This window comes from Sphingomonas yabuuchiae, assembly GCF_014199595.1.
GTDB lineage: Bacteria > Pseudomonadota > Alphaproteobacteria > Sphingomonadales > Sphingomonadaceae > Sphingomonas > Sphingomonas yabuuchiae.
Window position 1 is genome coordinate 177,103 of record NZ_JACHNX010000006.1, and the last position, 12,635, is coordinate 189,737.

The 12,635-nt window shown below is 66.6% G+C and carries 14 protein-coding genes; 6 read left to right on the plus strand and 8 right to left on the minus strand.

Annotated features, from left to right (window positions below):
* Positions 1-2 precede the first annotated feature (2 nt).
* Complete coding sequence (gene gluQRS / locus GGQ89_RS09905) at positions 3-854, minus strand: tRNA glutamyl-Q(34) synthetase GluQRS (protein ID WP_184105632.1); 852 nt, start codon at positions 852-854, stop codon at positions 3-5.
* A gap of 110 nt (positions 855-964) precedes the next feature.
* Between gluQRS and GGQ89_RS09910 the strand changes: the two genes are divergently transcribed.
* The 6 genes from GGQ89_RS09910 to GGQ89_RS09935 all read left to right on the plus strand — a co-directional run bounded on the left by GGQ89_RS09910 (position 965) and on the right by GGQ89_RS09935 (position 6,548).
* Positions 965-1,531, plus strand: coding sequence for an HNH endonuclease (locus GGQ89_RS09910; protein ID WP_042485172.1), 567 nt, complete (start codon positions 965-967; stop codon positions 1,529-1,531).
* A gap of 17 nt (positions 1,532-1,548) precedes the next feature.
* Complete coding sequence (locus GGQ89_RS09915) at positions 1,549-2,007, plus strand: EF-hand domain-containing protein (RefSeq protein ID WP_184105633.1); 459 nt, start codon at positions 1,549-1,551, stop codon at positions 2,005-2,007.
* Positions 2,008-2,084: 77 nt separating this feature from the next.
* A complete protein-coding gene (locus GGQ89_RS09920) occupies positions 2,085-3,128 on the plus strand; it encodes a hypothetical protein (RefSeq protein ID WP_184105634.1) in 1,044 nt (347 codons plus the stop codon).
* On the plus strand, positions 3,125-3,343 hold the full coding sequence (locus GGQ89_RS09925) for a hypothetical protein (RefSeq protein ID WP_184105635.1): 219 nt from the start codon (positions 3,125-3,127) through the stop codon (positions 3,341-3,343). Before GGQ89_RS09920 ends, GGQ89_RS09925 begins: the two co-directional genes overlap by 4 nt.
* Positions 3,344-3,462: 119 nt before the next feature.
* Positions 3,463-6,138, plus strand: coding sequence for a phosphoenolpyruvate carboxylase (gene ppc / locus GGQ89_RS09930; RefSeq protein ID WP_184105636.1), 2,676 nt, complete (start codon positions 3,463-3,465; stop codon positions 6,136-6,138).
* A 5-nt stretch (positions 6,139-6,143) separates the two neighbouring features.
* Entirely contained in the window at positions 6,144-6,548 is a 405-nt protein-coding gene (locus GGQ89_RS09935; RefSeq protein WP_184105637.1) for an OsmC family protein, read from the plus strand.
* Between the two features lie 44 nt (positions 6,549-6,592).
* Here GGQ89_RS09935 and GGQ89_RS20270 read toward each other — a convergent pair whose 3' ends face one another.
* The 7 genes from GGQ89_RS20270 to GGQ89_RS09970 all read right to left on the minus strand — a co-directional run bounded on the left by GGQ89_RS20270 (position 6,593) and on the right by GGQ89_RS09970 (position 12,609).
* Complete coding sequence (locus GGQ89_RS20270; RefSeq protein ID WP_221238915.1) at positions 6,593-6,883, minus strand: chorismate mutase; 291 nt, start codon at positions 6,881-6,883, stop codon at positions 6,593-6,595.
* Positions 6,884-7,081: 198 nt separating this feature from the next.
* Positions 7,082-7,729, minus strand: a complete 648-nt coding sequence (locus tag GGQ89_RS09945) for an FMN-binding negative transcriptional regulator (RefSeq protein ID WP_184105639.1) — start codon at positions 7,727-7,729, stop codon at positions 7,082-7,084.
* A complete protein-coding gene (locus tag GGQ89_RS09950; RefSeq protein WP_280529161.1) occupies positions 7,726-8,205 on the minus strand; it encodes a methylated-DNA--[protein]-cysteine S-methyltransferase in 480 nt (159 codons plus the stop codon). The genes GGQ89_RS09945 and GGQ89_RS09950 overlap by 4 nt, the downstream gene beginning before the upstream one ends.
* Before the next feature lie 68 nt (positions 8,206-8,273).
* The gene (locus tag GGQ89_RS09955; protein WP_184105641.1) at positions 8,274-8,669 is read right to left on the minus strand and encodes an acyl-CoA thioesterase; all 396 of its coding nucleotides are present in this window, start codon (positions 8,667-8,669) and stop codon (positions 8,274-8,276) included.
* Complete coding sequence (locus tag GGQ89_RS09960; RefSeq protein WP_236697072.1) at positions 8,666-9,271, minus strand: DedA family protein; 606 nt, start codon at positions 9,269-9,271, stop codon at positions 8,666-8,668. The genes GGQ89_RS09955 and GGQ89_RS09960 overlap by 4 nt, the downstream gene beginning before the upstream one ends.
* Positions 9,247-11,313, minus strand: a complete 2,067-nt coding sequence (locus GGQ89_RS09965; RefSeq protein WP_184105642.1) for a S9 family peptidase — start codon at positions 11,311-11,313, stop codon at positions 9,247-9,249. The genes GGQ89_RS09960 and GGQ89_RS09965 overlap by 25 nt, the downstream gene beginning before the upstream one ends.
* A gap of 195 nt (positions 11,314-11,508) precedes the next feature.
* Positions 11,509-12,609: a glycoside hydrolase family 43 protein gene (locus GGQ89_RS09970; RefSeq protein WP_184105643.1), complete on the minus strand. Its 1,101-nt coding sequence runs from the start codon at positions 12,607-12,609 to the stop codon at positions 11,509-11,511.
* Positions 12,610-12,635: the final 26 nt, after the last annotated feature.

Here is a 12,635-nt window from a genome sequence, read left to right on the forward strand (position 1 = left end):
GCTTACGCCTCCCCCAGCCGAAATCCAGCGGGAAGCATATTGCGCCGCAGCGCATCCGCCAGCGCGCGGCCGTCCTCCCCCGCCTCGCGCATCGCCGCCAGGGCGGGCGCACCGTGCCGTTTGGCCAGACGCTGGCCGTCCGTGCCGACGATCAGCGGGTGGTGGTGATAGAGCGGCGTCGGCACGTCCAGCAGCGCCTGGAGCAATCGGTGGACATGGGTGGCGTCGAACAGATCGACGCCCCGAACCACATCGGTCACGCCCTGCGCCGCATCATCGACTGTCACCGCCAGATGATAGCTGGCGGGCGCATCCTTGCGCGCCAGGATGACGTCGCCATGGGCGAGCGGATCGGCGACGACCTCGCCCGCATATTCGTCCTGCCAGGTCAGCGGCCCGGCGCGCTCGACCGCGCGTGCCATGTCCAGCCGCCAGCTATGCGGCTCCCCCATCCGCGCGGCGCGCGTCTCGGGCGACAGAGGGCGGCACGTCCCCGGATAGAGCGGCGTCGCGCCATGCGGCGCGGACAGGCTGGCGGCAATCTCGGCGCGGGTGCAGAAACAGGGATAGAGCAGGCCGGCCAGCCGTGCCTGCGCCGCCGCATAAAGGTCCAGCCGCTCGGACTGGAAGGACAGGTCGTCCCATTCCAGCCCCAGCCATTCCAGATCGCGCAATATGGCATCGACATGCTCGGGCCGACTGCGCGTGCCGTCGATATCCTCGATCCGCAGCAGGAAGCGCCCGCCCCCCGCACGCGCCAGATCGAACGCACGCACCGCCGACAGCGCATGGCCCAGATGCAGCCGCCCGGTCGGGCTGGGCGCGAAACGCGTGGCGCGTGGCGCTCCACTCATCGCCCGCCCTCTTGACCGCGATTCCAATAGCATGTTCTCATACGCCCGAGTGTCATAGCCATGTCACGCGCTTGCGCGAATAGCGTCGGCGTACATCGATGGGAGGAGCTGTGTTTCATCCCGATTTGATCCGACACCCGGACAGTTGTCCGGCGCTCGTACTGAATGCGGACTATACGCCGCTGTCCTATTATCCGCTGTCGGTCTGGCCCTGGCAGACCGCAGTGAAGGCCGTGTTCCTCGACCGGGTGGATATCGTCGCCCATTATGAGCGCGAGGTGCGCAGCCCGACCGCCAAGGTCAAGCTGCCCTCGGTCATCGCGCTCAAGCAATTCGTGAAGCCGTCGCAATTCCCGGCCTTCACCCGTTTCAACCTGTTCCTGCGCGACCGCTTCTCCTGCCAATATTGCGGATCGCACCGCGACCTGACCTTCGACCATGTCATCCCGCGCGCGCAAGGGGGGCGGACGACCTGGGAGAATGTCGTCACCGCCTGCGCGCCCTGTAACCTGAAGAAGGGCGGACGCACCCCGCGCCAGGCCGCCATGCCGCTGCATATCGAGCCGATCCGCCCGACAAACTGGCATTTACAGGAACATGGCCGCAGCTTCCCGCCCAATTATCTGCATGAAACATGGCACGACTGGCTCTATTGGGACGTTGAGCTGGAAGCGTAACGAAGCGGGAGTGTCGAATGCGTGGATGGGCAAGGGGCCTGATCAGCCTGGGATTGATGGCACTGGCCGCCACCACCACCGCCTGTGGCAAAAAGGCGGAGAACCGCGCCGAAGCCGACCGCGCCGCCGCCAAGGCGGGCTTCGTTCCGCCCTCCGTCACGTCCCGCGTCGACTTCGGCAGCATGATGGCGCGCCGCTTCCGCGAACTGGACCGCGACGGCAACGACATCATCACCGCCGATGAAATGCCCACGACCAATTCGCGCCTGTGGGAGCTGGACCGCAACAAGGACGGCGAGATCACCGAGAGCGAGTTCTTCGAGGGGATGCTGGCGCGCTTCGACCGGATGGACCTGAACCGCGACGGCACCGTCACCTCCGAAGAACGCGAGGCATCGCGCACCGAACGGCCCGCGACACCCGCCAATCCGGTCGCGACCGGCGCGAACGCGACCCCGCCGGGGAATGCGAACTGACGCCACGGCGCCCGGTACGGAGGACCTAGGCAGGCCCGACACCATGCGTCAGATTATGCGGATTGGGGGGCATGATCATGCGCAAGCTATGGATGACGGTGACGCTGATGGCCTGCGCAACCACGCTGTCGGCCCAGGAACCCCAAAAGAAGCCGCCCTTTGCAGATCGCCTGGCGCAGGCCCGATCGCATTTCAGCGTCGACGCCACCGGACTGCACGGCCCAGGCGCCACGACCATCGCCGATGCCGTCACCAAGGCGCGCTATGTGATGATCGGCGAGGATCATCTGTCGCGCGAAATCCCGATGTTCGCGCGCGGCCTATGCGGTCTGATGGCGCCGGACGGGCTGCGCGCCTTTGCCGTCGAGACGGGGCCCGAGGCCGCTCGGATCGTCAACGCCCATCTCCGCCGCCCCGACCGGGTCGCGCGCCTTACCGCGTTCATGCAGACGCATCCCGATGGCATGGCCTTCCAGAATGGCCGTGACGAAAGCGACATGGCGGCCGATTGCGCCAAGATGGCCGGGCCCGACTTCGCGATCTGGGGCCTGGACCAGGAATTCTTCGGTGCGTCGGGCTTTCTGCTCGAACAGATGCAGGCCGCACACCCCGGCCCCGTCGCCCACACCGCGATCGCACGGCTGGTCGAGCTCGACCGCGCGGCCAGCCAAAAGGCCATGGCATCGGGATCGGTCGGCGATCTGCTGATCTTCACGATCGGCGAGGCCCAGCTGGCCGACGCGGACGCCGCCATCCGGCGCGACGGCGGGCAGCGGGTTCGCGAGCTGTTCGACAGCCTGGTCGAGACGCGTGCCATCTATCTGGGTCAGAATGACGATGGCTATGCCTCGAACGGACGCCGTGCCCGTCTGATGAAGCGGACGCTGGTGAGGCATCTGGCCGAGGTCCCCAAATCGGCGCGGGTCCTGTTCAAGTTCGGCGATCTCCACGCCGCCAAGGCATCAACGGGCTCGACCAGCGAGACCTGGGCAATTTCATCGCCGAACGCGCCGAGGGCGAAGGCGCCGAGTCGCTGCACATCGCAGTCTATGGCGCCAGAGGCGTGCATGCCCTTTACAACGGCGTGGGGCGGCAGGTGCGGACCGAGCCCTTCGTCATGACCGACGATGCGGACTATGCCTGGCTCAAGGACGCGCTGGGCGGGCTCGACGGCGGCTCTTCCGAATGGATGCTGGTCGATCTGCGCCAGCTTCGTGCCCATCCACCCAAGGATATGCCGCCGACATGGCGCAAAAAGAGCCTGCAATTCGACCTGCTGGTCGTCGCGCCAACGCTGACCCCGTCGACATTGATGGGATCCCAGGCGACTCCCTAGCCGTGACCAACCTTAGGTCGAGGCGCAATATCCCGTAATTACCGCGCCTAGATATTATACCAAAATTACCGTCCGCAATCGGTTGACGCCTGCCCTATTGCGTTGCAGCAATAGCGCCCATGACGACCCTGCCTCCGATCGCCAACAATGCCGATATCCGCTTCCTGGGCGCCCAGCTCGGCGATGTGATCCGCCGTTATGGCGGCGACGCGCTGTTCGAGGCGACCGAGGCGATCCGGCGTGCCTCGGTCGATCGCTATCGCGGGCTGGGCGAGGACGGGTCGGTCGACCTGCAACTGGAGAAACTTGCCCTCGACGAGACGCTGGATTTCGTGCGCGGCTTCATGCTCTTCTCGATGCTCGCCAATCTGGCCGAGGACCGGCAGGGCATTGCGCGCGAGCCGGGCACCGACATTGCCGAGGTGCTGGCGACGCTGTCCGAACAGGGTATCGACCGCGAGGCCGCGATGGAACTGCTGGCGCAGGCGCTGGTCGTCCCGGTACTGACCGCGCACCCGACCGAGGTGCGGCGCAAGAGCATGATCGACCACCGCAACCGCATCGCCGAACTGCTGGCGATGCGCGATGCGGGCCGTGACGTCACGCCCGATGGCGACGATGTGGACGCGGCGATCGGCCGCCAGATCGCACTTCTCTGGCAGACGCGCGTGCTGCGCCGCGAGCGGCTGTACGTCACCGACGAGGTGGAGACGGCGCTGTCCTATTTGCGCGACGTGTTCCTGCCGGTACTGCCCGCTTTGTACCAGCGCTGGGACAAGGCGTTCGGGGCGCGCGTGCCCGCTTTCTTACGCCCCGGTTCTTGGATCGGCGGCGACCGCGACGGCAATCCCTTCGTCACCGCCGAGTCGTTGACCACCGCGCTCGCCCAGGCGGCGGACGCGGTGCTGACCCATTATTGCGAGGGGGTGCATGCGCTGGGTGCCGAGCTGTCGATCTCGACCGGCCATGTGCAGGTGGACGAGGCGGTGCTGGCGCTGGCCGATGCCAGCGGCGACGAGGCGCTGAGCCGCTCGGACGAGCCCTATCGCCGCGCGCTGTCGGGCATTTATGCGCGGCTTTCGGCCACGCATCAGAAGCTGACCGGCAAGACCCCGCCGCGCCCCGGCCGCCTGACCGGCGAACCCTATCCCGACCCAAAGGCGCTCCGCACCGATCTGGTCGCGATCGCGCGGGGGCTGGCCGCACAGGGCGACGGGGCGCTGGCGAGCGGCGGCGCGCTCGGGCGGCTGATCCGCGCGGTCGAGACGTTCGGCTTCCACCTCGCCACGCTCGACCTGCGGCAGAATTCGGCGGTGCATGAACGCGTCGTCGCCGAGCTGCTGAAGGTCGCCGGGGTCGAGGCGGATTATCTGGCCCTGGACGAGGAGGCGCGCGTCGCGCTGCTCCGTCGCGAACTGGCCAATGCCCGGCCGCTGTTCAGCCATTATGCCGACTATTCGGACGAGACCCGCTCCGAACTGGCGATCGTCCAGGCCGCCGCCGATGCCCATGCCACCTATGGGCCGAAGTGCATCACCAACTATATCGTCTCGATGGGCAAGTCGGTGTCCGACCTGCTCGAAATCAATCTGATGCTGAAGGAATTCGGCCTCTACCGCCCCGGCGAGCCCGCCACCGCCGCAATCATGGCGGTGCCGCTGTTCGAGACGATCGAGGATCTGGAGGCAGGCCCCGAGATCATGCGCGCCTATTTCGCGCTGCCGGAGATCGCCGCGATCGTCCGCGCGCGGGGCCATCAGGAGGTGATGATCGGCTATTCGGACTCGAACAAGGATGGCGGCTATCTGACCTCCACCTGGTCGCTGTCCAAGGCGTCGAGCGCGTTTCGCCCGGTCTTCGACGATCTGGGCGTCAGGATGCAGCTGTTCCACGGGCGCGGCGGCGCGGTCGGGCGCGGCGGCGGCAGCGCCTTTGCCGCGATCCGGGCCCAGCCGCATGGCACGGTGCAGGGCCGCATCCGCATCACCGAACAGGGCGAGGTGATCGCGGGCAAATACGGCACGCGCGATTCGGCGCTGACCAATTTGGAAGCCATGGCGTCGGCGACGTTGCTGGCCAGCCTGGAGCCGGACCGGCTGTCGGCGGCGGACACCGCGCGCTTTACCGCCGCGATGGAGGAACTGTCGGCGACCGCCTTCTCCACCTATCGCGGGCTGGTCTATGGCACCGAGGGTTTCCGTACCTTCTTCCGCCAGATGACCCCCATCGCCGAAATCGCGGGCCTGAAGATCGGCAGCCGCCCGGCCAGCCGCAAGAAGTCCGACGCGATCGAGGATCTGCGCGCCATCCCCTGGGTGTTCAGCTGGGCACAGGCGCGCGTCATGCTGCCGGGCTGGTACGGCGTCGGCACCGCGATCGCGAATTTCGAAGACAAGGCGCTGCTCGCAGAGATGGCGAAGAGCTGGCCCTTCTTCGCCGCAACGCTGGCGAATATGGAGATGGTGCTGGCCAAGTCCGACATCGGCATTGCGCGGCGCTATGCCGGGCTGGTCGAGGACGAAGCCCTGCGCGATGCGATCTTCGGGCGAATCCATGACGGCTGGCACCGCGCGCGCGACGGCCTGTTGACCGTCACCGGCCAGACACGCCTGCTGTCCGACAATCCGGCGCTGGAGGCGTCGATCCGCCTGCGCCTGCCCTATATCGAGCCGCTCAACCTGTTGCAGATCGAACTCATGAAGCGCCACCGCGCAGGCGAGGACGATCCGCGCATCGGCGAGGGCATCCTGTTGTCGATCAACGGCATCGCCACGGCGTTGCGCAACAGCGGGTAAAAGCGGTGGCGGATTTCGTCGTTCATTACGAGGGCGGCCTGCGCTGTCATGTCGCCCATCCCGATAATGGCGCGGTGCTGGTCATGGACGCGTCGCAGGAACTGGGCGGGCGCGGCGAGAATTTCTCGCCCAGCGACCTGCTGTCGGTGTCGCTGGGCGGCTGCGTGCTGAGCATCATGGCGATGGCGGGCCGCGTCGCCGGACTGGAACTGGCGGGCGCGACGGCGACAGTGACCAAGCAGATGGGCAATGCGCCGCGCCGGATCACGACGCTAGGCGTCACGGTCCGGGTGCCGGGGCGATATGATACGGCGCAGCGCAAGCGATTGGAGGCCGCAGCGGCCGCATGCCCGGTTCATGCGGTACTGGGAATCGACGCGCCGATCGCCATTATCTGGGACGAAGAGTGATTCTCGTTATTCCTCCCTTGCAAAGGCGAGGAACAGGCCTGAACCTACCGCCTCTTCTGCCGCGCTTCCTCCGCCGTGAACCCCTCGACCATCGCGCGGAAGGTCGCTTCCGCCACATCCGGGCTTACCCCCTGCGTCGCGGCCTTTTCCCGGATGCGCGTCAGAATTTGCCGAATCCGCGCCTCGTCCCGCACGGTCGCGGCGGAGGTCTTGAAGCGCCCGGCCTGCGCCACATAGCGCGACCGCTCGGCCATCAGGCGCAGAATTTCGTCGTCGATCCGGTCGATGTTGGTGCGCACTTCACCCAGAGTCCGGCAGCAGGGCGTGGCAGGCACCTCTGCCGGGGCGGGCGCGGATAGTAGGATGGCGAAAAGCGTGGAGCAAACGGGCAACAGGCGCATCCGGAATCTCCGACATGGACGGATATCCGGCCCGGTAGGGCCGCATTTCTTTCGCCGCCAGTGACATCGCCGTCACGTTGAGGTGATCCGATGCCTGCCCTTCCAAGGGAGGAATGAGTCGGATAATCCGCCTTACCCCACCCGGTCGCGCTCGGCCTGTTCCATCACCGCCGCCATCGCCCGATCACCAAACGCGTCCGATGCCGCCAGTCCGGCGATCACGCCGCGCCGGTTGGGCTCGGGGTGATGCTGGGCGATCTTCCACACCCCCTCCAGCCGGGCAACGTGCAGGGTCAGGCCGACGATGCCGCGCTGCAAGCCATAGATGAAATCCACAGGCGCATCGTCCATCGACCAGGGTTCTGCCCGGCCCGCTTCCCGCGTCTCCGTCAGGCGCGCCAGATGGGCCGCCAGCCATTCGGGATCGCGCGTGACGGACAGGACCCCATGCGCCTGTACCACCACATAATTCCAGGTCGGCACGACCTTCCCATGCTCGCGCTTGGTCGGATACCAGCCGGGATGGACATAGGCATGCGGCCCCTGGAAGATCGCCAGTGCCGCCGTACCACCCTCGGCCAGCCGCCAGACTGGATTGGCGAGCGCCACATGCCCTTCCAGGATCAGCGCCTCGCCATCGCGCGTTGCGATCATCGGCAACGAGACCGCCTCGGGTACGCCATCACGTATCACGACCAGCGAAGCGAGGCCGATTTCCGCCACGGCCTTCAACAGCACCTCTTCCCGCGTCTCGCGAAAGGCACGCGGCGGATAGCTCATGCAAGCGCCAGCGTCGGCTCGCCGCGTTCGTGTGCGAGCAGCCATTGCTTGACCGCCAGTCCGCCCGCAAAGCCGGTGAGCGTGCCGTTCGCGCCGATCACCCGGTGGCAGGGCGTCACGATCGACAGGGGGTTGCGCCCGTTCGCCGCTCCGACCGCGCGCGATGCCCCCGGCCGCCCGATCGCGGTGGCGAGCGCGGCGTAGCTGCGCGTCTCGCCATAGGGAATGGCGTTCAAGCCGGTCCACACCGCCTTCTGAAAATCGGTGCCGACGGGATCGAGCGGCAGGTCGAACACGTGGCGCTCCCCCGCGAAATATTCGGTCAGCTGGCGCACCGCCTCCGTCAGGATCGCGTGCGCCGGATCGCCCTGTCGTTCGGGCAGCATCACCCGCCCCACCCGTTCCTCGGCCCAGAGGACCGCGCGCAGGCCCTGCTCGCTCGCCACGAGGGTCAGCTCGCCCACCGGCGAGGCCATGGTGCATTGGCTCAACATGGGCGCGACCTTAGCGCAGGGACGTGTCCGAAGCGTCCCGCTTCTTGCGGTCAAAGCTGAAAGAAGGGTGCGGCGATCTCGGGCGTCACGCGCAGCAATCGGCCGGTGGCGCGGTCGATCAACGCCCAGGTCGTCACCGCCTCCACCTTCACCCGGCCTTCGGCATCCAGAAAGCGGACATGCCGGTCGAAGCGCGCGCCCTTGGGCGGGTCCGGCACCCAGGTTTCGGCAGTCACCGTCTCGCCCGCCACGACATTGCCGCGATAGTCGATCTCGTGCCGCGTCACGACCCAGACATGGGCGGCGGCATGTTCGGGGGGCACGACCGATTCCCAATGCGCGCCCGCAATCGCCTGAATCCACTGGACCCAGACGGCGTTGTTCACATGGCCCAGCTCGTCGATATGATCGGGCTGGGCGGTGAAGGTCATGGTGAAGCGGCTCATGCCTGTTCGTCCGTTTCCCTGTATCGCAACCACAGCGCGCGGACGCCCCAGCCGATCGCGGCGGCGACCATCACCAGCCCGGCCGCCATCAAGATGTGCGGCAGTGTCGGGCGATAGCGCGCGGCGAGTTCGTGAAACGCCTCGCCGAACAGATAACCGATGCCGGTGAAGATCGCTGCCCAGCATAAGGCGGATGCGGCATTGACCGCGACGAACAGCCGGGTCGACACATGGCTGGTGCCCAGCGCCACCGGGCTGATCGTGCGCAGGCCATAGAGAAAGCGGAAGGCGAAGATGAAGCCGACCGGGTAACGCTCCATCAGCTTCGTGACGCGCGTATAGACCCGCCGCTTGCGCAACTTGCCCACCCAGCGCCCGTCGCGTGCCCGCCGGCCGATGGTGAAGAAAACCTGGTCCGCCAGGAACGACCCGATCGCCGCAGCGAGAAAGGCGGCGGGCCAGCCGATCAGCCCCTGATGCGACAGGATGCCTCCCGTCACGACCGCCGTCTCTCCCTCCAACCCGGCGCCGAGCGCGATGGCCGCAACGCCGTAGCGCGCGACGATCGCCTCTATGCTCAGGATTCGACTCCCATCTGCCACAGGATGAAGGCGTGCTCCTCCGCGCCCTCTCGCAGGCTCTCGAACCGGCCCGACTTGCCGCCATGCCCGGCACCCATATTGGTCTTGAGCAGCAGCAGATTGTCGTCGGTCTTGGTCGCGCGAAGCCGGGCGGCCCATTTGGCGGGCTCCCAATAGGTGACGCGCGGATCGTTCAGCCCGCCCGAGATGAACATCGGGGGATAAGCCTGCGCCTTCACATTGTCATAGGGGCTGTAGCTGCGGATCAGCTCGAACGCCGCCTTGTCCTCGATCGGGTTGCCCCATTCGGGCCACTCGCCCGGCGTCAGCGGCAGTTCGGCATCCATCATCGTGTTGAGCACGTCGACGAACGGCACATCGGCGATCACTGCGCCCCACAGCTCGGGATCGGAATTGACCACCGCGCCCATCAGCTCGCCGCCCGCCGAGCGGCCTGCGATGGCGATCTGGCCCGCCTGGGTCCAACCGCCCTCGATCAGCCCCTTCGCCACGTCGACGAAATCGTGGAAGGTGTTGGTCCGCTTTTCCAGCTTGCCGTCCAGATACCATTGCTGGCCCAGATCGTCGCCGCCCCGGATATGCGCGATGGCATAGGCGAAGCCGCGGTCGAGCAGGCTCATACGCCCCGTCGAAAAGCCGGGCGGGATAGCATAGCCATAGGCGCCGTACGCATAGAGGAACAGCTTGCCCGATCCGTCGCGCGGAAAGTCCTTGGGATAGACGATCGACACCGGCACCATCGTCCCGTCGCGGGCCGCGATCTTCAGCCGCTCGGTCCGGTACTTGTCGCCGTCATAGCCCGACGGGATTTCCTGCACCTTCAGCACGGTCAGCCCGCCGGTCGCGACGTCGTAATCATAGACGGTGCCCGGCGTGACCATGGATTCGTAACCCAGCCGCAGGACCGAGACGTCGTATTCGGGATTGTCGCCCAGGCCCGCCGTATAGCTCGCCTCGGGAAAGTCGATCCGCTGGGGTATGGTCGGCGTGTCGTAGCGGTGGATGGCGATGCGGTCCAAGCCGTCCTCGCGCCCCTCGACCACGAAGAAGTCCTTATAGCACTCCACCCCGGTCATGTAGAAATGCGGGTTGGGCGCGATCAGCTCGTGCCAGTCGCCGGGATTGTCGATCGAGGCGGTGCAGAGGCGGAATTGCGGGTCCACATCGTTGGTGTGGATGAACAGCGTGCCGTCATGCTCGTCCACGTCATATTCGCGGCCTTCTTTGCGGGGGGCGACCAGAATCGGTTCGGCGAACACATTGTCGGCAGGCAGCAGCCGCACCTCGCTGGTGACGTGATCGCCGGTCGCGATCACGATCCAGTTGCGCGCGGAGGTTTCGGCGACGGCGACGCGGTAACCCTCGTCATCCTCATGGAACAGCTCGACATCGTTCTCGACCGGCGTGCCCAGCTTGTGGAAGCGCGCATTGTCGGTGCGCCACTGCGCATTCGCCACGCCATAGAGGAAGCCGCTATCGTCGGCGACCCAGACGATCTCCGACAACATGCCGGGAATGACCTCGGGCAGATGCTCGCCCGTCGTCAGGTCCTTGATCCGCACCTCGAACCGTTCCGAGCCATTGTCGTCGATCGCATAGGCGAGGTAACGGCCATTGTTGCTGATCGAGAAGGCGCCCAGCCGGAAATATTCCTTGCCCTCGGCCAGAGCGGGTTCGTCGAGCAGCAATTCGTCCGGACCGCCCGCGACCGGCTTGCGCCACCATTTGCGATATTGCCCGCCGGTCTCGAACCCGGTCCAGTAGAGCCACTCGCCATCCTTTTGCGGGACCGAGGATTCGTCCTCCTTGATCCGCCCCTTCATCTCTTCGTACAGCCGGTCGATCAGCGGCTGGCGCGGGGCCATGACCGCCTCGAAATAGGCGTTCTCCGCTTCGACATAGGCAAGGACGTCCTTGTCCTCGACCTCCGGATAGGCGGGGTCCTTCAGCCAGGCATAGGGGTCGGTGATGGTGATCCCGTGCGCGGTGAAGCTGTGCGGGCGGGTGTCGGCAATGGGCGGCGTCGGCGCGGGTTCGGTCATCGCCCGGATGTAGCTAGGGTTGGGGTCTGCCGGAAGAGGCGGCGGCTCGGCTATTTCTCATGCCCCGCCATTCCCTCGCCACGTGCCTCCTCAACAGCCGTTCACGCTGAGCGAAGTCGAAGCGCACGTTCCGCGATGAGCCACGAAGGGAATCCCGTGGCCTTCGACTTCGCTCAGGCTGAACGGCGGTGGCGTTTAACCCTTCCACCCATCCGCCAGCGTCCAGCGATCCCGCCAGCGCAGCACCGGCGTCTCGCCCTCCCATTCCACCGGCAGCCAGACATAGCGTCCGTCGATCGCATTTTCGGGCCGCCAGCGATCCGCCATGAAGATGAAGCGCGGCTCACCGCCCGGACGCGCGGGCGGCAGCGGCAGGACGAAGGTGGATTGCGAATGGAAGGTCGTCTTCTGGTCGACCTCGCTCCCGCGCACCGGATTGCCCAGCGAGCGCCACGGCCCCGTCACCTTGTCCGCGACATAGACCCGCCCCGGATTGGGCCGCCAGCCGGTAAGCCCCGAGGCGAACATGTAGTAGCGCCCCTTCGCCTTGAAGAGCGCGGGCGCTTCGTTCCCGCCATCGGGCAGCGCACGGACATAATAGCCGTCATGCTTGGTCCAGTCGGGCGTCAGCCGTGCGATCTGGAGCGTGGCATTCTCTTCCGAGGCATAGACATGCCAGGCGGTGTCGCCGTCGACGAAGACCGTCATGTCGCGCGCCATCTGCCCGCCGGGCATGTCCTGGGCCAGCTTGGTGTCCGGCGCCTTGTCCTCTGCGGTCGCATTGGCGGGCCAGATGCCCGGATTGACGCGGCCCGCGCGGAGGAAGCGGAACGGCCCCTGCGGCCGGTCGGCGACCGCGACGCCTGCCTGTGCCGCGCCGTAGCCCTTGCCGCGCAGCTCCAGATGGAACCACATCACGAATTTCCGAGTGCGCGGGTTGTAGACGACCTTGGGCCGTTCCAAGATGCAGTCCCGCGCGATCGGGCTATCGAGGTCGTCCGAGACCGCGAGCGCCACCCCCTCGTCGCGCCAGTTGACCAAGTCGGCCGAGCTATAGGCATGAACGCCGACCTGCGCGCGATTGCCCGCGTCTCCGGCCGTCTTGTGCTCGCCATGCCACCACCAGCGTCCGCCATGGCGCAGCAGGCCGCCGCCATGCGCATTGATCGCGACGCCGTTCGTGTCGTTCCATACTTCGCCGGGCCGGAACCCATCCGGTCCCGCCGCTTGCGCGGCCTTGCCCATCAACGCCACCGCGCCCGCCCCTGCCAAAACGCTCCGCCGGTCGATCATCATTCCAACCTCCCATCTGCTCCCTCAAA

Coding starts and splice junctions, on each gene's coding strand:
- GGQ89_RS09920 (WP_184105634.1), top strand. CDS start 2,085: ATGCGCAAGCTATGGATGACGGTGACGCTGATGGCCTGCGCAACCACG.
- ppc (WP_184105636.1), top strand. CDS start 3,463: ATGACGACCCTGCCTCCGATCGCCAACAATGCCGATATCCGCTTCCTG.
- GGQ89_RS09965 (WP_184105642.1), bottom strand. CDS start 11,313: ATGACCGAACCCGCGCCGACGCCGCCCATTGCCGACACCCGCCCGCAC.
- GGQ89_RS09925 (WP_184105635.1), top strand. CDS start 3,125: ATGACCGACGATGCGGACTATGCCTGGCTCAAGGACGCGCTGGGCGGG.
- GGQ89_RS09945 (WP_184105639.1), bottom strand. CDS start 7,729: ATGAGCTATCCGCCGCGTGCCTTTCGCGAGACGCGGGAAGAGGTGCTG.
- GGQ89_RS09970 (WP_184105643.1), bottom strand. CDS start 12,609: ATGATGATCGACCGGCGGAGCGTTTTGGCAGGGGCGGGCGCGGTGGCG.
- GGQ89_RS09915 (WP_184105633.1), top strand. CDS start 1,549: ATGCGTGGATGGGCAAGGGGCCTGATCAGCCTGGGATTGATGGCACTG.
- gluQRS (WP_184105632.1), bottom strand. CDS start 854: ATGAGTGGAGCGCCACGCGCCACGCGTTTCGCGCCCAGCCCGACCGGG.
- GGQ89_RS09955 (WP_184105641.1), bottom strand. CDS start 8,669: ATGAGCCGCTTCACCATGACCTTCACCGCCCAGCCCGATCATATCGAC.
- GGQ89_RS09950 (WP_280529161.1), bottom strand. CDS start 8,205: ATGGCCTCGCCGGTGGGCGAGCTGACCCTCGTGGCGAGCGAGCAGGGC.